Source organism: Olsenella uli (assembly GCF_016899935.1).
Classification (GTDB): Bacteria; Actinomycetota; Coriobacteriia; order Coriobacteriales; family Atopobiaceae; genus Thermophilibacter; species Thermophilibacter uli_B.
The window spans coordinates 70,448-90,338 of sequence record NZ_JACJJK010000003.1; the positions used below are offsets into that span (position 1 = coordinate 70,448).

Annotated in this window: 20 protein-coding genes; 16 read left to right on the forward strand and 4 right to left on the reverse strand. The window is 66.0% G+C overall.

The genetic code is table 11. From position 1 onward, the window contains the following. Nucleotides 1-99: 99 nt before the first annotated feature. Nucleotides 100-1,713: a peptide chain release factor 3 gene (locus H6A07_RS03385; RefSeq protein WP_204813505.1), complete on the forward strand. Its 1,614-nt coding sequence runs from the start codon at nucleotides 100-102 to the stop codon at nucleotides 1,711-1,713. Nucleotides 1,714-1,850: 137 nt separating this feature from the next. On the opposite strand, the gene H6A07_RS03390 is transcribed toward H6A07_RS03385, so the two are convergent. After that, a complete protein-coding gene (locus H6A07_RS03390) occupies nucleotides 1,851-2,243 on the reverse strand; it encodes a hypothetical protein (RefSeq protein ID WP_204813507.1) in 393 nt (130 codons plus the stop codon). A 145-nt stretch (nucleotides 2,244-2,388) separates the two neighbouring features. Here H6A07_RS03390 and H6A07_RS03395 point away from each other — a divergent pair, with 145 nt between their 5' ends. Continuing rightward, nucleotides 2,389-3,249: an AraC family transcriptional regulator gene (locus H6A07_RS03395; protein WP_204813509.1), complete on the forward strand. Its 861-nt coding sequence runs from the start codon at nucleotides 2,389-2,391 to the stop codon at nucleotides 3,247-3,249. A 231-nt stretch (nucleotides 3,250-3,480) separates the two neighbouring features. On the opposite strand, the gene H6A07_RS03400 is transcribed toward H6A07_RS03395, so the two are convergent. Then, on the reverse strand, nucleotides 3,481-4,242 hold the full coding sequence (locus tag H6A07_RS03400) for an Abi family protein (protein WP_204813511.1): 762 nt from the start codon (nucleotides 4,240-4,242) through the stop codon (nucleotides 3,481-3,483). Nucleotides 4,243-4,558: 316 nt separating this feature from the next. On the opposite strand from H6A07_RS03400, the gene H6A07_RS03405 reads away from it, so the two are divergent. The 8 genes from H6A07_RS03405 (at nucleotide 4,559) to H6A07_RS03440 (ending at nucleotide 11,828) form a co-directional block, all read left to right on the forward strand. After that, complete coding sequence (locus H6A07_RS03405) at nucleotides 4,559-4,840, forward strand: type II toxin-antitoxin system RelB/DinJ family antitoxin (protein ID WP_204813513.1); 282 nt, start codon at nucleotides 4,559-4,561, stop codon at nucleotides 4,838-4,840. Continuing rightward, the gene (locus H6A07_RS03410) at nucleotides 4,833-5,261 is read left to right on the forward strand and encodes a type II toxin-antitoxin system VapC family toxin (RefSeq protein WP_204813515.1); all 429 of its coding nucleotides are present in this window, start codon (nucleotides 4,833-4,835) and stop codon (nucleotides 5,259-5,261) included. Before H6A07_RS03405 ends, H6A07_RS03410 begins: the two co-directional genes overlap by 8 nt. A gap of 120 nt (nucleotides 5,262-5,381) precedes the next feature. After that, nucleotides 5,382-6,368 carry an ABC transporter ATP-binding protein gene (locus tag H6A07_RS03415; protein ID WP_239471040.1) on the forward strand — a complete coding sequence of 329 codons (987 nt, stop codon included), beginning with the start codon at nucleotides 5,382-5,384 and terminating at the stop codon, nucleotides 6,366-6,368. Between the two features lie 11 nt (nucleotides 6,369-6,379). Beyond that, the gene (locus H6A07_RS03420; RefSeq protein ID WP_204813517.1) at nucleotides 6,380-7,582 is read left to right on the forward strand and encodes an ABC transporter permease; all 1,203 of its coding nucleotides are present in this window, start codon (nucleotides 6,380-6,382) and stop codon (nucleotides 7,580-7,582) included. Further along, nucleotides 7,569-8,774: an ABC transporter permease gene (locus H6A07_RS03425; RefSeq protein ID WP_204813519.1), complete on the forward strand. Its 1,206-nt coding sequence runs from the start codon at nucleotides 7,569-7,571 to the stop codon at nucleotides 8,772-8,774. Before H6A07_RS03420 ends, H6A07_RS03425 begins: the two co-directional genes overlap by 14 nt. A gap of 47 nt (nucleotides 8,775-8,821) precedes the next feature. Further along, a complete protein-coding gene (locus tag H6A07_RS03430; RefSeq protein WP_204813521.1) occupies nucleotides 8,822-9,943 on the forward strand; it encodes a sensor histidine kinase in 1,122 nt (373 codons plus the stop codon). Beyond that, nucleotides 9,940-10,584, forward strand: a complete 645-nt coding sequence (locus H6A07_RS03435; RefSeq protein ID WP_204813523.1) for a response regulator transcription factor — start codon at nucleotides 9,940-9,942, stop codon at nucleotides 10,582-10,584. Before H6A07_RS03430 ends, H6A07_RS03435 begins: the two co-directional genes overlap by 4 nt. Further along, nucleotides 10,581-11,828, forward strand: a complete 1,248-nt coding sequence (locus H6A07_RS03440; protein ID WP_204813525.1) for an MFS transporter — start codon at nucleotides 10,581-10,583, stop codon at nucleotides 11,826-11,828. The genes H6A07_RS03435 and H6A07_RS03440 overlap by 4 nt, the downstream gene beginning before the upstream one ends. Before the next feature lie 286 nt (nucleotides 11,829-12,114). Here H6A07_RS03440 and H6A07_RS03445 read toward each other — a convergent pair whose 3' ends face one another. After that, nucleotides 12,115-12,561, reverse strand: coding sequence for a DUF1810 domain-containing protein (locus H6A07_RS03445; protein WP_204813527.1), 447 nt, complete (start codon nucleotides 12,559-12,561; stop codon nucleotides 12,115-12,117). Nucleotides 12,562-12,622: 61 nt separating this feature from the next. On the opposite strand from H6A07_RS03445, the gene H6A07_RS03450 reads away from it, so the two are divergent. Together H6A07_RS03450 and H6A07_RS03455 are read left to right on the forward strand one after the other, a co-directional pair. Then, on the forward strand, nucleotides 12,623-13,243 hold the full coding sequence (locus H6A07_RS03450) for a DNA-3-methyladenine glycosylase I (protein WP_204813529.1): 621 nt from the start codon (nucleotides 12,623-12,625) through the stop codon (nucleotides 13,241-13,243). A gap of 142 nt (nucleotides 13,244-13,385) precedes the next feature. Beyond that, the gene (locus H6A07_RS03455; RefSeq protein WP_204813531.1) at nucleotides 13,386-16,664 is read left to right on the forward strand and encodes an ATP-dependent helicase; all 3,279 of its coding nucleotides are present in this window, start codon (nucleotides 13,386-13,388) and stop codon (nucleotides 16,662-16,664) included. Between the two features lie 18 nt (nucleotides 16,665-16,682). On the opposite strand, the gene H6A07_RS03460 is transcribed toward H6A07_RS03455, so the two are convergent. After that, nucleotides 16,683-17,822 (reverse strand): hypothetical protein, encoded by a 1,140-nt coding sequence (locus H6A07_RS03460; protein WP_204813533.1) that lies wholly within the window; start codon nucleotides 17,820-17,822, stop codon nucleotides 16,683-16,685. A 221-nt stretch (nucleotides 17,823-18,043) separates the two neighbouring features. Here H6A07_RS03460 and H6A07_RS03465 point away from each other — a divergent pair, with 221 nt between their 5' ends. From H6A07_RS03465 to H6A07_RS03480, 4 genes are all read left to right on the forward strand, one after another. Beyond that, complete coding sequence (locus H6A07_RS03465; protein ID WP_204813535.1) at nucleotides 18,044-18,430, forward strand: type II toxin-antitoxin system death-on-curing family toxin; 387 nt, start codon at nucleotides 18,044-18,046, stop codon at nucleotides 18,428-18,430. A 4-nt stretch (nucleotides 18,431-18,434) separates the two neighbouring features. Next, nucleotides 18,435-19,259, forward strand: coding sequence for a phosphoribosyltransferase (locus H6A07_RS03470; protein WP_204813537.1), 825 nt, complete (start codon nucleotides 18,435-18,437; stop codon nucleotides 19,257-19,259). 62 nt (nucleotides 19,260-19,321) lie between these two features. Next, a complete protein-coding gene (locus H6A07_RS03475) occupies nucleotides 19,322-19,600 on the forward strand; it encodes a hypothetical protein (RefSeq protein ID WP_204813539.1) in 279 nt (92 codons plus the stop codon). Next, nucleotides 19,593-19,874, forward strand: coding sequence for a type II toxin-antitoxin system RelE/ParE family toxin (locus H6A07_RS03480; protein WP_204813541.1), 282 nt, complete (start codon nucleotides 19,593-19,595; stop codon nucleotides 19,872-19,874). Before H6A07_RS03475 ends, H6A07_RS03480 begins: the two co-directional genes overlap by 8 nt. The last annotated feature ends 17 nt before the right edge of the window (nucleotides 19,875-19,891 follow it).

Here is a 19,891-nt window from a genome sequence, read left to right on the forward strand (position 1 = left end):
ATCCACGCCCCGGAAGGGCACCCGCGCCCGGGGCGTGCACACCGGAGAGAGGCATCCGCTACAATACGTGGGCTACACCATCGCCGCACAGGAGGACCCATGCCAAGCCTCGAAGAGGAGATCTCTTCTCGCCGCACCTTTGCCATCATCTCGCACCCGGACGCGGGCAAGACCACGCTCACGGAGAAGCTGCTGCTCTACACCGGCACCATCCAGAGCGCCGGCTCGGTCAAGGGCAAGGCCAGCGCCAAGCACGCGGTCTCTGACTGGATGGACATCGAGAAGGCGCGCGGCATCTCCGTCACCTCCTCCGTCCTGCAGTTCACCTACGAGGGTCACTGCGTGAACATCCTTGACACCCCCGGCCACCAGGACTTCTCCGAGGACACCTACCGCACGCTCATGGCCGCGGACTCCGCCGTCATGGTGATTGACGGCGCCAAGGGCGTGGAGGCCCAGACCGTCAAGCTCTTCAAGGTGTGCGCGCTGCGTGGCATCCCGATCTTCACCTTCGTGAACAAGCTCGACCACGAGACGCGCGATCCCTTCGATCTCATGGAGGAGATCGAGAGCGTCCTGGGCATCGGCACCTACCCCATGAACTGGCCGATCGGCAACGGGCGCACGTTCCGTGGCGTCTTTGACCGCGCGAGCCGCCACGTGCTCGCCTTCGAGGGCGACGGCCGAGCCAACGCCACCAAGAAGGTGGCCGAGGTGGAGGCGGAGCTCGGCGACGCCGCCCTCGACGAGCTCATCGGCGAGGAGAACCACCGCACCCTCATGGACGACATCGAGCTCCTGGACGGCGCGGACCACGAGTTTGACCTCGAGGCCGTGCGCACGGGCAAGCTCACGCCGGTCTTCTTTGGCTCGGCGCTCACCAACTTTGGCGTGGAGCCGTTCCTGCGCGACTTCCTGCGCCTGGCGCCCGCGCCGGGGCCGCACACGGACGCCCTCACGGGCGAGGAGGTCCCTGCGACCGACCCGTCCTTCTCGGGCTTCGTCTTCAAGATCCAGGCCAACATGGACAAGAACCACCGCGACCGCGTGGCGTTTCTGCGCGTGTGCTCGGGGCGCTTCGAGCGCGGCATGGACGCCTGGCACGTGCAGGGCGAGCGCAAGCTCAAGCTGGCCACGGGCACGGCGATGATGGCGGACGACCGCGCCACGGTGGACGAGGCGTGCGCGGGCGACATCGTGGGCCTCTTCGACCCGGGGATCTTCTCGATCGGCGACACGCTGTGCGTGCCCGGACGCCGCGTCCGCTACGCCGGCATCCCCACCTTCGCGCCGGAGCACTTTGCGCGCGTCTCGCAGGTTGACACGCTCAAGCGCAAGCAGTTCGTGAAGGGCATGGAGGAGCTCGCCCAGGAGGGCGCCATCCAGATCTTCCGCGAGCTGGGCGCCGGCATGGAGAGCGTGATCGTGGGCGTGGTGGGTGTGCTGCAGTTCGAGGTGCTGGAGCAGCGCCTCAAGAGCGAGTACCACGTGGACGTCTACCGCCAGGCCCTGCCCTACACCGAGGTCCGCTGGATTGACAACTCGCCCGACGAGCTGGACGTTCGCTCGCTCAACCTCACGCGCGACACGCTGCGCGTCGAGGACATGCGCGGTGGGCGCCTGCTTTTGTTCACGAGCCCGTGGAACCTGGACTGGGCCACGGAGCGCAACCCCGACCTGCGGCTCTCCGAGTTTGGCAACGTCACGTTCTAGCGTGTTCTTCTCGCCCGCCCGCTGCGGCCAACCTCGCCGAGACAGAGAAACGGCACAGAATCGGCCTCTCGGAGGGGCTATTCTGTGCCGTTTCTCTGTTTCGGCGGTTTTGGCGAGAAGAACGCGTGGGTTCCGGATCAGCGGTTGCGTAGCGACGTGGCCCAGCCGACGGCAAGGCCGATCGCGGCAGGGACGAGGCCGTACACGAAGGTGACCAGGTCGGCAGCCGCGATGTTGGTGAGACCGAGGGCGTTTGAGAGGCTGAACGTCGCCACGGTGTGGAGCACGTAGAGCGCGGCGATCGCGACCGGCGCGGCGAGGCGCCACCGGCCCAGTTCAGCCGTGCGGCCGACCAGGAGCGCCGCCACGATACCGGTGATCGGCAGGGCAATGCCGAGCGCCAGGATCACGTAGCCCATGATGCCGCCCCCGCCGAGGGCGCCCGTCGCGAGGCACCCCCAGTAGAGGACAAGGCAGGCGAGCCAGACTGCGCCGTAGACGATTACGGCCCTGGTGAGACGCTTCTCCATGGGGTACCTCCTCGGTCGTGCCGTTACCGTCAGTCTACCCAGGAGAAAAAAGTAGTCCGTCTCAGGGCAGCCGACAAAGTTCCCGACAAACCGTCGGGTGCAGCTGGGTGCTGCAACGTACAATTTCGCAGGAGGGGGTGAGGGGATGCCGGGTTCGTATCTTGAGCACGCGCTCGACTACATTGAGCGCCATCTTGCCGAGACACCAACGACTGAGGAGGTCGCCCGGGCGACCGGTGTCACCGCCGAGCAGCTTCGCGCGGCATTTCTGCTGATTGCCGGCATGACGCCATCGCGCTACATCCGCGAGCGGCGCCTCTCCGCGGCGGCGTCCGATCTCATGGCCGGTGGCTCCGTCACCGAGGTCGCGTTTCGCTATGGCTACGATTCGGTCGAGGGCTTCTCTCGAGCGTTTCGCTCTTGGTGCGGCACACTTCCTTCGGACGTCGCACAGCTTGGTTCGCACATGCGCTCACCTCTACATATTGCGGTTGACGTAAAGGGAGGTCATCTCATGGAGTATCGAATCGTCGAGAAGGGCGAGTTCCGCCTTGCCGGCGTCATCGCTCGTGTCCCCATGCAGTTCGAGGGCGAGAACCCCGCGATTGCGGAGCTCGCGCGCAGCATCACGGAGGCGCAGCGCGCCGAGATGCACCGTCTGATGAACACGGAGCCACGTCGCGTGGTGAACGCCTCTTGGAACTCGGACACCAACTTCCAGGAGGAAGCGGGCGAGCTTACGCACCTCATCGGCGTGCCGACCATGGCACATGAGGCGGGGGAGAACCTCGCACTCGTGGAAGTGCCGACGCTCACCTGGGCGGTCTTCCCCAATGACGGCCCCCATCCAGAGACCATGCAGCAGACGACTGCCCGCATCTATGCCGAGTGGCTTGCCGAGGCGCCCTACGAGCTTGATGGGTTCCGCATGCTGTCGTTCAGTGACGTCCGCGACAACGGTACCGCCTACAGCGAGATTTGGGTGCCCGTGCGCCGCAAGTCGTGAGTGAGGCGATTTCTTTCTCATTGGTACCGTCGACTGCTCGAGCATAGAGCAAAAATCGTCAAAGTGTCGATGAGCTCGATTGCCTCGTCTACCATTTCCTGCGTCAGCTTCGGAAGACTCGCCATGCGCATCACCCCCGTGATAGTCAATAGATCTCATCACGGTGGATTGTCCGGTCGCATCATAAAAGGCAGGGAAAGGGCGCCCGAAGACATCCCGTCTCCGAATCCCTTACAGCCTCACGTCCGCCGGTGCGGGATACTCCTCGCAGAACAGCTCGATAGGCGTCCTCTCGCCGTCACCGTAAAGCCGCTCGGCGGCCTCGGGACACAGGTTGCGCAGCAGGCGAACGGCGTCGCCGTCGGCCCGGAGCGGAGAGCGGTCGGCCTGGCCCGGGTCGAACAGGCGCTCCGCGTGCGCCACTCGGTTGCGGACGCGGAGAATCGTCGTCAGCTGGGATTGCAACTCTCGACGGCTCGTGCCCCTCGGCCACGCCCGGTAGAGCGCGGTACGCCAGATCGTCGCCTCGCGGGAGCGGTCGGAGAGGTGGACCCAGAAGCCCAGCGTGAGGTTTGCGATGATGGAGCCGGGCGCGGAGCCCTCGGGGAGCTGGCGAACCACCGCGTCGATCGTCCTGCGGTTGATGCGGTTGACGTCGAGCTCGCCGCGCCCCGCCCTCCTCATGACCGGTTTGCGGACGGGCGAGGCGTCGTCTAGGAGCCAGTGCGCGCCGCCGTCCCAGTATTCGCGCAGCGCACGGTCGTAGGAGTTTCGAAGCGCCACCTCGAAATGGGATATGTCGCGCATGAGCACCTGGCCGAGCGATATGTTCCACTCGTAGAGCTCGAGCGCCCGCTCGATGTCGCCGCCGCACGCGGCGAGGTAGGGTGCGAGGCGCTCGGGCGAGAGCCAGCGCTCGGCCCACTCCCTCGCGGAGCCGCTTCGTTCGTTGTTGACGCTTTGGGGAAGAGACTGCTCGGGCGTTGTTGCCATCGAACACCTCCTACAGACATGATTGAGGCCCGGTGACTTGAATCAGAGGTCATTCCCGGGCCCATCGATATGTATCGTACCCGCTTTCGCGGGATATAACAAGGGGTTCACCGGGCTGCCATCATACCATCAGCCCGTCCGCTCTCGTCGTGCCTTGAGCCCGTACTTTTTGTACAGACGGCTGTTCCGCTGTCGCATCATGTTCCGCTCTCGCCGCACCTCATCGAGTTCGGCGGACTCTTTCCGAACGCCGTCCGTGTTGTTGTCTGGCATCTCATCTCTGTTAGTATGTAGACAGGTCTACGAAGGAGGCAGCATGGCAACGGCGGTCGTCTCTGGGCGCGTGGACGAGAAGGTCCGTCAGCGCGCGGACGCCTACATCCGCGCGGCGGGGTCCACGCCGGCCGAGGTCATCAAGGTGGTCTGGGAGAACATCGCGCGCACGGGCGAGGTGCCGGAGGAGGCGCCGGCGGCAGAGCCACGTGACGCCTGGGAGCGCTTCATGGAGTTCAGGGAGAGGCTTCCCGAGGCCGAGCCGTGGCTGGTGAACCTCACCAAGAAGCAGATGCGCGACATGATTGCGAGCCGCTATGCGTGACTTCAACAGCAGGAGACTGCTCTTTGACACCAACGTTCTTCTCGACGCGGTTTGCAGAGGGCGACCGCAGTCGGCGGAGGCGTGCGAGGTGCTTCGCCGGTGCAACGGTGGGGGAGACCTGGGGCTCGTTGTCGTTGGGTCGCTCAAGGATGCGTGTTACGTGTTGCAGCGGCAATATGGCGAGGCTCAGGCGAGAAGGGCGATTGAGTGGCTGCGCGAGCTGCTCGTGATAGCGCCGCTCGGGGCAGAGGAGTGCGAGCTCTCGCTGGCCTCCGGGGAGCCGGACTTCGAGGACGGGCTCATCCGCGCCTGCGCCGAGCTCAACGACGTCGACGTCATCCTCACGCGCGACGCGGGCGTCTTCAAGCGCTCCAAGGTCCGTGCCATGACCTGCGCGGAGTACCTGGAGCTGTTTGGGTAGGCCCGTGGCCCAGCACGGGGCCAACTCGTGTCTGCGTTCGTGCCGCCCGCACTCGTGACAAAACTCACTTCCGCCGCTGCGGGCGGCCTGTGACAATGGCGCCAAGAGAAAGGGGCCGCCATGTCACCAAACGCGCCGCACGCCATGTCGCACACGCAGACCGCACCATCACAAGACGTCGTCCGCGTCACCGGGCTCGTCAAGCGCTATCACGAGCTCGTCGCGCTCGACCACCTGGACCTCGCCGTGCTCAAGGGTGAGATTTTCGGCCTGCTGGGCCCCAACGGGTCGGGCAAGACCACAGCCATCAACTGCATCCTCCAGCTGCTCTCCTACGACCGCGGCACCATCGAGCTCTTCGGCGAGCCGATGGCGCCGAGCCGCTACGACCTCAAGGCGCGCGTGGGCGTGGTCCCGCAGCAGGTGGCCGTCTTCGACGAGCTCACCGTGCGCGAGAACGTGGACGCCTTCTGTGCGCTCTACGTGCGCGACCGTCGTCGGCGCCGCCAGCTCGTGGACGAGGCGATCGACTTCGTGGGCCTCGGCGACTACGTCCGCTTCCGCCCGGCCAAGCTCTCCGGCGGCCTGGCGCGGCGGCTCAACATCGCCTGCGGCATCGCGCACCACCCCGAGCTCATCTTCTTCGACGAGCCCACCGTCGCCGTGGACCCGCAGAGCCGCGCGAGCATCCTGGACGGCATCTGCCGCCTGCGCGACGAGGGCGCCACGGTGGTCTACACGAGCCACTACATGGAGGAGGTCGAGCAGATCTGCGGTCGCATCATGATCTGCGACCGCGGCCGCGCCGTGGCGCAGGGTACCGCGGACGAGCTCAAGCGCATGATCAGCCTCGGCGAGAAGATCACGGTCGAGACGGACGCGCTGCCCGAGGGCACGCTCGAGCGCCTGCGCGGCCTCTCGCACGTGCTCTCGGCGGACTACGCGGACGGCACGCTGCGTCTGACCTGCGAGGCGAGCGCGCACAACCTCACCGACGCGCTCTCCGTCCTCACCGCCGCCGGCGTGCGTCTGGGCCGCGTGTGGTCCGAGCCGCCCACCCTGAACGACGTCTTCCTCGAGCTCTGCGGCCGTGAGCTGCGCGACTAAGGGGCGACGACATGGGAACCTCGTTTCTGGTGAGCATCAAGAGCCTCGTGCGCACGCCCTCGGTGATCGTGTGGGTGCTGGCGTTTCCCCTCATCATGTCGGCCGTCTTCCTCTTCATGTTCTCCGGCATGCGCACGGACGGCGCGGTTGATCCGGTCCCGGTTGCGCTCGTGGCGCCGGCGGGCGAGAAGAACGACGCGCCTGCGGGCTCCTTCGAGCAGGTCACGGCCACCCTTGCGGAGCCGGGGGAGGACCAGCTGCTCGACCTGCGGCGCGTCGGGACCGCCGCCGAGGCCGCGGACCTTCTCGCCAGCGGCGAGGTTGACGGCTACTTTGAGCTCGCGCCCGACGGCACGCCCGCGCTCACGGTGGGCTCGGCCTACACGCTTTCCAGCGCGGACGGCGCGACGGCCGTCAACCGCACGATCCTGGAGACCGTCGCCAGCTCCTACGTGCAGTCGCGCGCTCTCTTGGAGGAGGTGGCGCGGCGCGACCCGGCGGCGCTCGCGGAGCCCGCCGCCGTCGCGGACGCCCTGGGCATCCAGACTGCCGTGGAGCAGACGCAGATCACGCACGCCCGGCCGGAGGAGCTCGTGCGCTACTACTACGCCCTGCTCGGCATGTCCGCGCTCATGGCGACGCAGGCGGGCATGCTCGCCGTGGCACAGGCCCAGCCCGGCGTCTCCGCGCTCGGGGCACGCCGGGCGGTCTCGGGCACCTCGCGCCTGCGGCAGCTCGCCGGCTGCGTGCTCGGCGCGTGGGCGGTCTCGACCGTGGCGCTGACGCTGGCCTTTGCGTTCCTGCGCCTCGTGGTGGGCGTGGACTTTGGCGGCCGAGAAGGACTTGCCCTCGTGGCCGTCGCCGCCTGCGCGCTGCTCGCCACGGCGCTCGGTGCGTGCGTGGGCGCGCTGCCGATCTCTGCCGGCATCTCCGCGCGCTCGGGCATCCTCACGGCGCTGACCTGCGTGCTCTCGCTCTTCGCGGGCCTCTACGGCTCGTCGGCGATGGAGCTCGCGGACAACCTCGCCCGCGCGCTGCCGTGGACGAGCTGGGTGAACCCGACCAAGCTCGTGTGCGACACGTTCTATGCGCTCTACTACTACACCTCGCTCGCGCCGTTTGCCGCGCGCATCGCCGCCTGCATGGCGGGCGCGCTCGCCCTTCTCGCCGTGGCTGGCGCCATCTTTAGGAGGCAGCGCTATGAGCACCTTTAGGACCGCCCTGCGCGTGGTTGCCGGGCATCCCATCTACCTCGCGCTCTACGTGGCGTTTCTCTCCCTCATGGGCGTGCTCGTGGTGGGCGACATGGGCGTGGCCACCGCAGGCGAGAAGGACGGCTACGCCGCCTACGAGGCGCGCGTCGCCGTGGTCGATCGGGACGGCACGGCGCTCTCGGGCGCGCTTGCGGCATGGGCGGGCGAGGCCTTCGAGCTCGTGGAGGTTGCGGACGAGCCGCTCGCGCTGCAGGACGCGGTGGCCACGGGCCGGGTGGACTGCCTGGTGGTGCTGCCGGAGGGCTTCGAGCGGGAGCTGCTTGCCGCTGCGCGATCGGGCGACGAGGTGCCGGCGCTCGAGGTGGCCTACGGGCAGGACGTGCAGGCGGGCGCCCTCGCGGCACAGGCGACGTCGCGCTGGGTCTCGCTCGCGGCGAGCGCGGCGGCCCTCGAGCCACAGGCGTCGGCGGCCGAGGTCGCGGGTCTCGTGCAGGTCGGCGCGACGCGGCGGGCCGAGGTGAGCGTGCGCGCGTCCGAGGGCGCGCTCGGTGGCGCGGACCGGCTTGCCACGTACCTGAACTTCTCGACGTATTCCGTCATGAGCTCCATCGTGGTGGTGGCCGGGGTCTCGCTCTCGGCGTTCCAGCAGCCGGAGCGCCGACGCCGCCTGGCGGCGGGGCCCGTCTCGCCCGCTCGACTCTCGGCGGGACAGGTCGCGGCGTGCCTCGTGCTCGTGGTGGGGGTGTGGGCGTGGACCTGCGCCGTGGCCCTCGCGGCCTGCGGGGGTGCCCTTGCGGGGACGGACCCGGCGCTCGTGGCCTGCGCGCTCGGGAGCGTGCTGCCCTTCGCCCTGGTGCCGCTCGCGCTGGCGTTCCTGCTCGCGCAGCTGGGCCTCAGCGAGGACGCGGTCAACGCGTGCGGCAACATCGGCGCCATGGTGCTCTCGTTTCTCGGCGGGGCGTGGGTGCCGCTCTCCATGCTGCCCGACGCCGTGCAGGCGGCGGCGCGCCTCTCGCCCTCGTATTGGGTGAGCCAGGCGGTCTCGTCGGCGCTGCACGCCGAGGCGCTCACGCCCGATTTGGCTGCCGAGCTGGGGACCTGCCTGGGGATTGTCCTGCTCTTCGCGGTGACGCTCTTTGCCCTGGGACTCGCGCTCGGCCGCGCCCGGCGTCGCGCTGCCGGCGCGGCGTGAGTGACGTTCCGCGCGTTGTTGTCCAGCCGCGCTGCTAGAATCGCCCCATGAAGAGACTTGCCGACAAGCTCGTGGTGTTCGTCGTCTGCCTGCCCGCGCTCGTCGCGGCGTCGGGCGGGACGGCCGGCGCCGGTCTGGTGGTGGCGCTGTTGGCGGCGGTGGCCCTGGCGGCCCTCTGCGAGCTCGCCCGCGACCGGGCGGTCCTCGTGCCGCCGCTTGCCCTCTGCGCCCTCGCGTGCGTCCTGCCCGAGGCAGTGGCCCTGCTCGGCGTGGCCACCTACGACCTGTGCCGCGTTGCCGTTGGGGAGCGAGGGTGCGCGCGAGCCGTGCCCGCCGCCGTGCTCGTGCCGATCGCCTGGGGCGCGGCGCGGGGCGTGCCGGACGGGCTCGCGGTTCTTCTCGCCGTGATGGGGGTCGTCGTGGGAGGCTGGCTCGGCCTGCGCGTCGGGGCATCCGAGCTGCGGCGCCGTGACGCCCTCCGCATACGGGACGACCTCGCGGCCGCGCGCCTCGCCCTGGCCCAGAAGAACCGTGAGCTCCTGGACGCCCAGGACTACGAGGTGCGTCTGGCCACACTCTCCGAGCGAGCGCGCATCGCCCGCGAGATTCACGACAACGTGGGTCACCTGCTCACGCGCGCCGTCGTGCAGGCGGAGGCGTACCGCGTGGCGCACGACGGCGAGCCGGTCGCCCGGGACCTCGCCGCCGTGGCGGGCACCGTGCGCGAGGCGCTGGACGAGGTGCGCGCGAGCGTCCACGACCTGCGGGACGACGCGGCGGACCTCTCGGTGCAGGTGCGCGCCGTCGTGGAGCGCGCCTGCGAGGGGACGGAGCTCGCGCCTGCGGTGCGCGTGGAGGCAGGTGAGGCGCCGGCCGCCGTGGCGAGCTGCCTCACGGCGGTCGTGCGCGAGGCCGTCTCCAACGTGCTGCGCCACTCGGACGCGCGCCACGTGAGCGTGGAACTGGTGGAGCACCCGGGACTCTGGCGACTCACGGTGGTTGATGACGGGACGGCGGCCGGGCCCGGAGACGGCTCCGGCATGGGGCTCGCCTCGATGGAGGAGCGCGTGCGGGCGCTCGGCGGGACGTTTCGCGCCGGCCCCGGCGAGCAGGGCGGATGGACGGTCTTTGCGAGCGTGCCGCGCGCCGGCGGAGAGGGGAGCGCATGAGGGTGATCATCGCGGACGACGACGCCGTGGTGGTGGAGTCGCTCAGGATCGTGCTGGACGCGCAGCCGGACATCGAGGTCGTGGGCTGCGGGACGGACGGGGCCGAGGCTGTGCGCCTGGCGGGACAGGTTGCGCCCGACGTGGTCCTTCTCGACATTCAGATGCCCGGCATGGACGGCCTGGCCGCTGCCGAGAGGATCCTTGCCGCGCCGCAGCCGCCGCGCGTGGTCTTTCTCACCACGTTCTCCGATGACGAGTACATCGTGCGGGCGCTCGCGCTGGGCGCGGCCGGCTACCTCATCAAGCAGGACGTGGCGGGCGTGGCGCCGGCGCTGCGCGCGGTCATGGCGGGGCGGAGCGTGCTGGAGGGCGAGGTGCTCGAGCGTGCGGTCGCGCTTGGTGCGAGCGGGGCGTCGGCCCCGGCCGAGAAGCCGGACCTCGCGACGCTCTTCCCGCAGCTCACGGACCGCGAGCGCGAGGTCGTGGCGCTCATCGCCGAGGGCCTCGACAACCGCGAGGTCGCCGCAGCAGCCTACATGGGCGAGGGCACCGTCCGCAACCACATCAGCTCGATTCTGGCCAAGCTGGGCCTGCGCAACCGCACCCAGATCGCCGTCGCCTACTGGAGGGCGCTCAGATGAACGACGAGAACCACTGGAAGCTCAAGCTCGCCTGCGTGTGGGGCGGCGAGCTCATCTCCGTGCTCACGAGCTCCATCCTGCAGATGGGCTTTGTCTGGCACATCACGCTCACGACAAACTCGGCGAGCATGCTCTCGCTGGCCTCGCTCGCTGGCTTCCTGCCGCTGGCGCTCTTTGGCACCTTCGCGGGAACCATCGTTGACCGCCTGCCGCTCAAGGTCTCGCTCGTCGGCGCGGACCTCTTCATCGCGGCGGTGAGCGCCGTCGTGGCGGCGGTCTCGCTCATGGGCGCGCTTCCCGTATGGGTGGTCATGGTCGCGCTCTTCGTGCGGGCCATCGGCAGCTCCCTGCACACGCCCGCCTTCCAGGCGCTCACGCCGCACCTGGCGCCGGCCGAGCACCTCACGCGTCTCGCGGGCGTGACGCAGGCCGTCCAGTCCGGCGGCTACATCCTCGGCACGGCGATCGCGGCGGTGATCTACCCGCTCTGGGGGCTCACGGCGATGATCGCGCTCGACGTGGTCGGGGCGCTTGTGGCCTCGGTGGCGGTGCTGGCGGCGCGGCTCGACGTGGGCGGCTCGCGCGGTACGTCGGGCGAGCGGGGCCTCGGCATCGCGGCCCAGGCGCGCGCCCTCGCCGCAGAGACCGCCGACGGCTACCGCGTCCTGCGCGGCTATCGGGGCCTCTTTGCGCTCCTGTGGTGCGGCTTCGTCTTTACGCTGGTCTTCTCGCCCATCTCGGCGCTCTTCCCGCTCATGACGCTCGATCACTTCAGCGGCACCACGGGTGACGCGGCCACGGCGGAGATCGTGTTCTCGGTGGGTATGATCGTGGGCTCGGCGCTGCTCACGGCGACGGGCGGCTTCAAGAACCGTGCGTACACCGTCTGCTTTGCCACGGCGCTCTACGGCTTTGCGACGCTGGTTGCGGGTTGCGCAGGGCCGAACGCCGGCGGCATGCAGCTCTTCTTTGTGATGAGCTTCCTCATGGGTCTGAGCTCGCCGTTCTATTCCGGTCCGCAGACAGCCCTCATGCAGGAGAAGATCCCGCCCGAGTACCTGGGGCGCGTCTTCGGCCTCTACGGGGCAATCATGTCTTGGGCGATGCCGCTTGGGCTGGCGTTCTCGTCGCTCTTCGCGGATGCCGTGGGCGCGCCGGCGTGGTTCTTCGGCGCGGGCGTCGCGATGGTCATTCTCGCCTGCGTGACCTGGGCGATTCCCGCCATCCGAAACGTGGAGCGGTAACCCCTCATGACGTCGCGTTCACCGAGTCTGTACTTTTTTCGATACCCAGGAAGTACAGACTCGGTGAACGCTCGTGAATTCGCAGGTAGAGCGTTTGCCCGTTGAGTCTGTATTCGTGTCAGACGCGAAAAACTACAGACTCGATGAACATGGGGCGCGCGCAGCCGCTATCCGACCTCTTGCGTTACGCGCGGGCGACGATGGCGTCGCGGAGCCGCTGAGCGCAGCCGGGTCACTCGCGATTGCTTGCGTTGGCAGCGGTGCGCTGCGGCTCGCAAAGGATTCGTCACTTATGGCCACAACCCCAGACCTCGCTCACGATTCGCAGCGTGAGCTCGTCGCGGCTGCCGGCGTAATACTTGTCCAGCACGGCGCCGAAGACGGGGTCCGCCCCCGTGAGCTCGAAGAGCGTCATCGACGAGCGGACCTTGAGCGCGTCGATGTCCCCCAGCACGGCCACGGGGTCGCTCCCCGGCAGGGCGAGAAGCGCGTGCGAAATCTCAATCAGTCGCGCCCCGAGCAGGGGATGGTTGACGTATGCGTCCAGCTCCTCGCGGCTGCCGATGCCGTAGCGCTCCGCCATGGGGCTGTGGCCGAGCCCGTGCGCCTGCGGGAAGACGAACCAGATCCAGTGGCTCCGCTTGCGCCCCGTGCGAATCTCGGCGAGCGCCCGTTCGTAGACGTTGCCGTCCTGCGCTCGGACGAAGCGCTCGATGTCAAAGCTCGCGGTCATGTGATGCTCCTCCCTTTTGTCAGATAATAGACCCGTCAAGTCGAGAAGCGCGGAGGCCTGCATGTCGTACTGCGACTGGGATATCACCGATGAGCTCTGCCTGCGCTACCACGACGAGGAGTGGGGCGTGCCGCTGCACGACAACCGCGGGCAGTTCGAGTTCCTCTCGCTCGAGGTCATGCAGTGCGGGCTCAACTGGACCATGATGCTGCACAGGCGTGAGGTGTTCCGCGCGTGCTTCGCGGGCTTCGACTTCGATGCCGTGGCGGCGTTTGGCCCGGATGACGTCGAACGCATTCTGGAGACTCCGGGTATGATCCACTCCCGCCGCAAGGTCGAGGCAATCATCAACAACGCGCGCTGCTTCCAGCGGGTGCGCGAGGAGTCTGGCAGCTTTGACGCGTACCTCTGGGGCTTCTCGGACGGCAAGACGATCCTCTACAACAAGCACGCCGACGGGTGGATCCCCGTGAGCAACGGCCTCTCGGCGCGCGTGGCGGCGGACCTGCGAAAGCGCGGCTTCAAGTACCTGGGTCCCACGACGGTCTATTCACACCTCCAAGCCTGCGGCATCATCAACGACCACGGTCGCGACTGCCCGCGCTACGCCGCGATAAACGCCCTGGGCCCCACGATCGAAAAGCGCCGCTACCTCGAGAAGGACGTCCACCACTACGAGTGATTCAAAAGGGGACAGACCCCTTTTGAATCATCATATTGATGGTGATGGGTAGTTTTCTCGCCATATCTTTTTGTACTTCTCGCTTGTAGACTGAGAGAAACACTTGTCAGGCGTACGACGAACGGGAGTCCAAGGAATGAAGATGACCGATGAGCTCCAGACTGCGTTGGAGAAGCTCAACCCCGAGCAGCGCCGTGCCGTGGAGTGCCTGGACGGCCCGCTGATGGTGATTGCCGGCCCCGGCACGGGCAAGACTCAGCTTCTGAGCCTGAGGGCAGCCAACATCCTCATCAAGCGCGACGCCGCCCCCAAGAACATCCTCTGCCTCACGTATACCGAGGCCGGTGCCGAGGCCATGCGTTCTCGCCTGATCGAGCTCATCGGCAGAGAGGCGTACGGCATCCAGGTGAGCACCTTCCACGGGTTTGCCAGTAGCGTTCGCGCGGCTCATCCGGAAAGCTTTCCCCGTCCTGCCTCCGACCAGCTTGTCACGAGCCTGCGACAGGCAAAGATCATGGATGAGCTGCTCAAGACGCTGCCGTTTGGCTCTCCGCTCTCAAGCATTGGCAGGGGAGACGTCGCGCGCTTCTCGCGGGAGATGCTCGCCTTTGTCTCAAATGTCAAGCGCAGCGGCATCTCCTACGAGGCGCTTTCAAAGATCGCCGAGCAGAACATCCATGCCGCGGACTGGCTTGAGCAAAACACCTCGCTTTGCGACATCGCTGCCATGACGGCGAGCTCGCGCGTCGTGGAACGCTTTGAGACCGAGGTCGAGCGGGCCAGCGCGAACGCCCCTGACGAGCTCAAGCTTCCCGTGGTCTCCACTCCGGGAATCTACGTACCCTTTATCACAAGCCTTCGCGATACCGTCCGACGCACCGAGCTCGTGGACGAGAACGGAAAGACTGCAGGCTACAGAAACATCCGAGACGCGTTCTTCGAGGGAAGCAACAAGGAGGGCAGGCGCCTCCGAACCCGAAAGGAAGGCGAGCGGCTTCTTGCCGCCTGCTCGGTTGCCCAGCGCTACCAGGAAAACCTCGACAACCAGCACCTCTACGACTACGACGACATGATCGCCGACTTCGTAAGGTCGGTCGAGGAGGACGACGAACTGCGCCAGGAGCTCCAGGACACCTACACCTACATTCAGGTCGACGAGTTCCAGGACACCAACGGCGCTCAGATGAGGATCGTCGAGCTCCTCTGCGAGGGACTCGAGCGCCCCAACGTCATGGCGGTGGGCGATGACGACCAGGCCATCATGCGCTTCCAGGGCGCGACCATCGAGTGCATCAACCAGTTCGTCGACCGCTACCACCCGCAGAGCGTCGTGCTCATGACCAACTACCGCTCCACTCCGGGCATCGTCGAGCTTGGTCAGCGGGTGTCGGCGCAGGTCGAGCGCCGCCTCGCCGCATGCGACGACAAGGCGATCCGGGCCAACTGCCCCCGAGGAGACCAGACCGAGTTCTCCGAGACCGTCTTTCAGGGCAAGGCGGAGGAGTATGCCGCCCTGGCGCGTGACATCCGTGAGCGCATCGATGGTGGCTACCTCAATACCTGCAAGGATCCTGACGAGGCAATCGCGGTTATCTCACCCAAACACACCGTTCTGAAGGCGCTCATCCCGCATCTCGTTGCGGAGGGCGTTCCCTTCTCGTACCGCCAGACTCAGGATCTCTTTGCATCCGAGCGCATGCAGACCATGCTTGCGCTGATTTGCTGCGTCTGTGCGCTCTCGCAGGGGCGGGCGCAGGTTGCCTCGAGCTGTCTGCCTCAGATCGTGTGCGCGCCCGAGCTGGGTGGCGACCATCCAAGCTCAGTGCGCTTTGCCCTCGCCGCGCACAGGGAGTTCCATGGAGACTGGCTGCTCGCCATGGAGCACACGCAAAACGAGCGCATCCGTGGCATACTCGACAGTCTCATGACCTGGGCCGCGGAGGCGCCAAGCTCGCCGGTGCGCGAGCTGCTCTTCAAGATGGCGGCGCGTTCGATGACGCACTACCGTCACCAGGGCGAGAAGGACCCGCTTGCGGCGGCGGAGTTCAACGCCGGCATGCGAGCCCTGCTCAACTTTGTGGAGGGAGAGCTCGCGCAGGCAGGCGGTCTCGGCCGAGCGCTTCGCCTGCCCGACGTTGAGGATCTGCTCGAATCGGCTCAAAAGTATGGCGTGGCCATCGAGGCAAGCGTCAGCCTCGGTGCCCCCGGGGCCGTGCGGCTGACGTCTGCCCACAGCTCCAAGGGTCTTGAGTTCGATTGCGTCTATCTTGTCGACGCCGACGACGCCACCTGGCACAAAGGAGCCAACGGAGGCAGCCTCTACCCCTCCAACCTGCTCATTGGTGACGAGAAGGACGAGGATGACGCACGGCGCCTTCTCTTCGTTGCCCTGACGCGCGCAAAGCGCCATCTGGAACTCTACCGCGCCGCCGGGTCAACCGTGCGCGAGCTCTCGGGCGTGGTCGAGACCCGCGAGGTCGACCCAGACCCGATCGCCCTTGACGCGGCCGTCGCAACCGAGTGGCACGACAGCTACCGGCTGGACACACCTGAGCTCGTTGCCCTGCTCGACGCCAACAAGGACGTGAGGCACCTCTCGGCCTCTGCCCTCAATGCCTTTGTCTGCTACAAGGAGGGCTGCACGAACAGCCTCTCGTTCCCTGAGCGCCAGGTTCTGCGACTGCCCGAGGCTCCCCAGATTCAGCTTGAGTTTGGCAGCATTGTGCACGCGATGTTGGAGGACATAGCGAATCGGGTCATGGGGCCAGAGGGAGCCTCGCTGGATGAGGTCATGGCGGCCCATCGCCAGAGGGTCCGCTGGATGGACTTCCCCGTCGCGGACGTCTCTCGCTACGAGCAGCGCTTCGAGCGAATCTGCACGAGCTTTGTGCCGTGGCTCCTTGAGAGCGCAAGGGGCTACAGAAGGGTCACGGAGGCTAAGCTATCCGCCTCAACCGCTGCGGGAACCCCGCTCTTTGGCTACCTTGACCTGCTGCTCATTGATGATGCCGCAAGGACCGTGCGCATCGTCGACTACAAGACCGGCTTTAGCTACAAGGTCTCCGATGACTATGAGCGCCAGCTGAGGTTCTACAAGCTGCTCGTGGAATCCTCGCCCCAGTTCGAGGGCTACGAGGTCGTCTCCATGGGCGACTTCTACGTGGAGCCTGAGAAGGATAGCGGCGAGCTTCACCCTCCGCTCTCCGTTACGGCATCAGACGAGGAGGTTCGCTCTCTTGAAAGGCTCGCTGACGTCGTGTGGGCGCGTATCCAGGCGGGGCAGTGGGACACGAGTGCCTTCGAGCAAAGCGAGCTCTACGAGCGTGCGTTGACCCAGCAGGAGAGCGAGCGCTCCAAGGCGGACAAGGCTCGCGTCATGCAGCGGGCGTACGAGGCGTGGCTGGTCCAGTCCGCCTCCTGACCAGCTGCGTCTGGGCAATTACCTGAGAAGGTCGAGAAGCTCGGGCGGCAGCACGGCATCGCGCAGCTCGGGCGACCACGTCCCGTACATGCATCGAACCTCCTCGAGCTGGGCCTTCCTGCGCTCGGCTTCGAGCTCCTCGCGCGCCTGAGCGTCCAGCACCTCGCACTCCCGCAGGCAGCGCCTGAGGCCGATCTCCCCGCGGGAGAAGCGGCTCAGCGGCTTGAGCTTTCGCTCAAAGCCCCTGAGATCCCCGTCATACGGCTCCAGCGAGAGAAGGTCGTGAAAGTCGCTGCGGAACCACACGACGCCGCTCTCCTCGTCAACCGTGTGCCCGTAGACCAACATGTCCGTGTAGTCGCCGTGCTCCTCCCGGAGCCGGAGGGTCCTCGCGTCGTCATCCCGCGCCGGGTCGAGCGTCGCATCGTGATCGAGGACAAAGCGGCTCTCGTCACCGTAGATGCCAGGATGGTGCACAAGGATGTCGCCCCGCTTGAACGGAAGCGGGAAGTTGAACCACATATCCTCAAAGCCCGGCCAGAGTACGTCCTTCTCCTCTTGGGTCAGACGGGGCGATCGGTCATCGACAAAGGCAACGGGCTCCAGGCCCGGCGAGACCAGCACGCTCACGTCGCTGTCGTAGTCCTCTTCGTCGGAGTCGTCGGCAAAGTAGCGCTTGGTGAGGATGAACCGGTCATCTTTGAGCCCCCAGTCCTCCTCGTCGATGCAGTCGCGCAGCTTACGGACCGCGCGCTCGAACGACGGACGCACGTACGCGTCACCTCTATAGCTGACCTCGCGCTTCTGGACGATCCAGCAACAGGCCTCTCCGGGTTTCGACGAGCGGAGGTCATCCAGGAGCTGCTCCTGGATTCTCATGTATGCCTCAAGGAACGCATGGAGGCTCCTGCCTGCGAGATACGACATGTGCTTGGGAAAGATGGCGTCCGGCGTGGTCTCGATGAGGTTGCGCCATGCGGCGTGCTTCTCGGCAATCGTGCGCTTGTGACTGTTCCAGATGATGAAGGACGCTTCGATGGGAGGCGGGTTCCAGCCAATCTTCTCCCAGTGAGCGCGAACGGCGAGGGAGTCGACAAAGTCGAGGACGTCGAGGGGCTGCTCGCTCTCCGCAAAAGCTGCCGGGCTGAACGAGTCCATGTCTGCTCCTTTGTGCAGAGGCTTGCTATCTACAGCTCAGGATATGGGGCTATATGAGTCGTTTCTGTCCCATGGCCCTTAGTAGCTTTCTTTTGGACTTCATTGAGCTGGTGAGAAGGACGGGCGATGGGCGACGCAGACGCTGAGAAGGACTTCGATTACATCGAGGCCGCAGACGAGTTCATGGACGAGTACGCGGACGTCTTTGAGGAGCTCGCCGGATGACGGGGCCGCTCTCCAGAGACGTTGCCTTGGCACTGCACGGGCGCGCCGTCGAGCGGTTTGGCGGCGCGCGGGGCGTACGCGATGCGGGTCTGCTCGACGCCGCGCTCGCACAACCCTGGCAAACCTTCGGCGGGGTCGAGCTTTATCCGACCCCAGAGGAGAAGGTGGCGCGCCTGTGCTTTGAGGTCGTGACCCAGCACCCGTTCGTTGACGGAAACAAGCGTGCCGGAGCGCTTCTTCTCGGTGTGCTTCTCCGCAGGGAGGGTTACGTGTTCAGGCCCACTGCGAGCGACCTTCTCAACGTCATCATGGGCGTCGCCGCTGGGTCGAAGAGCTATCGGGAGCTCCTCGGTTTTGTACAGCAAGAGACGGGTGAAAGGTGAGCTCATGGCTGCTCAGGGGAACAACTATCGCATCGCTGCTCGCGTGACGGTGGAAAACGGCGTCAAACAGTACCACTGGGACACCGAGAGCCTCATGAGCGTCGTTGACCTTTGCGCGCCGACGCTGGTGCAGGACGTGTTCAAGGGAAGGGCCTACTGGTTTGGCTATGAGTTCAGGCCAGACTCCCATCCCCTCGACCGCCGGGCATTTCTCGAGGACATAAAAGGGCTAGGGCAAAACGTCATTCCGGAGGGCTATCTCAGGAAGTTCATCAATGCGCCGCTTGTACTGCTGAACAAGCAGGTAAACCTGGCAACGATCGGCTTCTTTGTGTACCCCGTCTCGGGGCGGAGTCCGCTCGTCAACAGGATGATCGAGCAGATTGACGAGTGGACCTCTCATGAGGTCGAGGGCGTTTCGCTGGAGCTTGTGAAGCGACCTCCCTCGGAGATTGGCTTTGACTGGGAGAAGTTCGACCGGCGCTACGCGCCCACGAGCAATCGCGGCTATGACAACCGGTACCACCAGATGAGGACCTACGTTGAGAACGAGCTTCTCCCGTCGATTCGTGCGGGGAAGTATTTCTCGCTGTCAAAGGCGGTCAAGATGAGGTACCGACCGTACATCATGAACTTCCTCGAGTTCAATAAAGAGCAGGTCAAACAGTATGAGAGGCTGCGCGACGCGCATGGGGCCAACGTGTTGGTGGTCGATGACGTCAACACATCCGGCTCGACGCTGAACGAGATTCTCCGCATGCTTGGCAAGCTCAACCCGAGCCTCGAGGTGTACGTATTCACGCTGGTCGGGAGGCCGGAGGCGGGGTAGAGCTGTGGCAATTGATGTGATACTATACACATGAAAATATACATGTGTATAGGAGGCATCAAATGAGTCAGATCACCGTTCCCCTCGACACCATGGTTCCCATCAGCAAGTTCAGCAGGGGAGGTGCCAGCGCCGAGTTTGCAAAGGTCGCCGACGGCGTTCCCGTCACCGTGCTGAAGAACAGTGAGCCGACGTACTTCATCATCAGCGTTCACGATTACCGCGAGTTCTGCGAGGCGGAGAAGCGTCTGGCGAACCTTGAGGCGCGCTATGAGGCGGAACATGGGATAGGCGAGAAGTTCGAGAGTGTCGAAGACCTCATGGCGGATCTCAATGATTAAGTCCATCCTCCGTACTCCGCGCTTCAAACGCGACTACAAGGCGCTGGTCAAGAAGCACTACAACATGAGCCTCTTTGAGGCGGCGGTAAGGACGCTTGTCGCCCAAGATGCGGATGTGTTGATAACCCGATATCGCGATCACGCGCTCAAGGGAGAGTGGGGCGGGTATCGAGAGTTACACATCTCGGGCGATTGGCTTTTGGTCTACCGCATCAACGAGGATGAGCTTCAGCTCGTCCTTACCCGGACAGGCTCACATGACGAGTTGTTCTAGGTTGTTCCTCTGCGCTT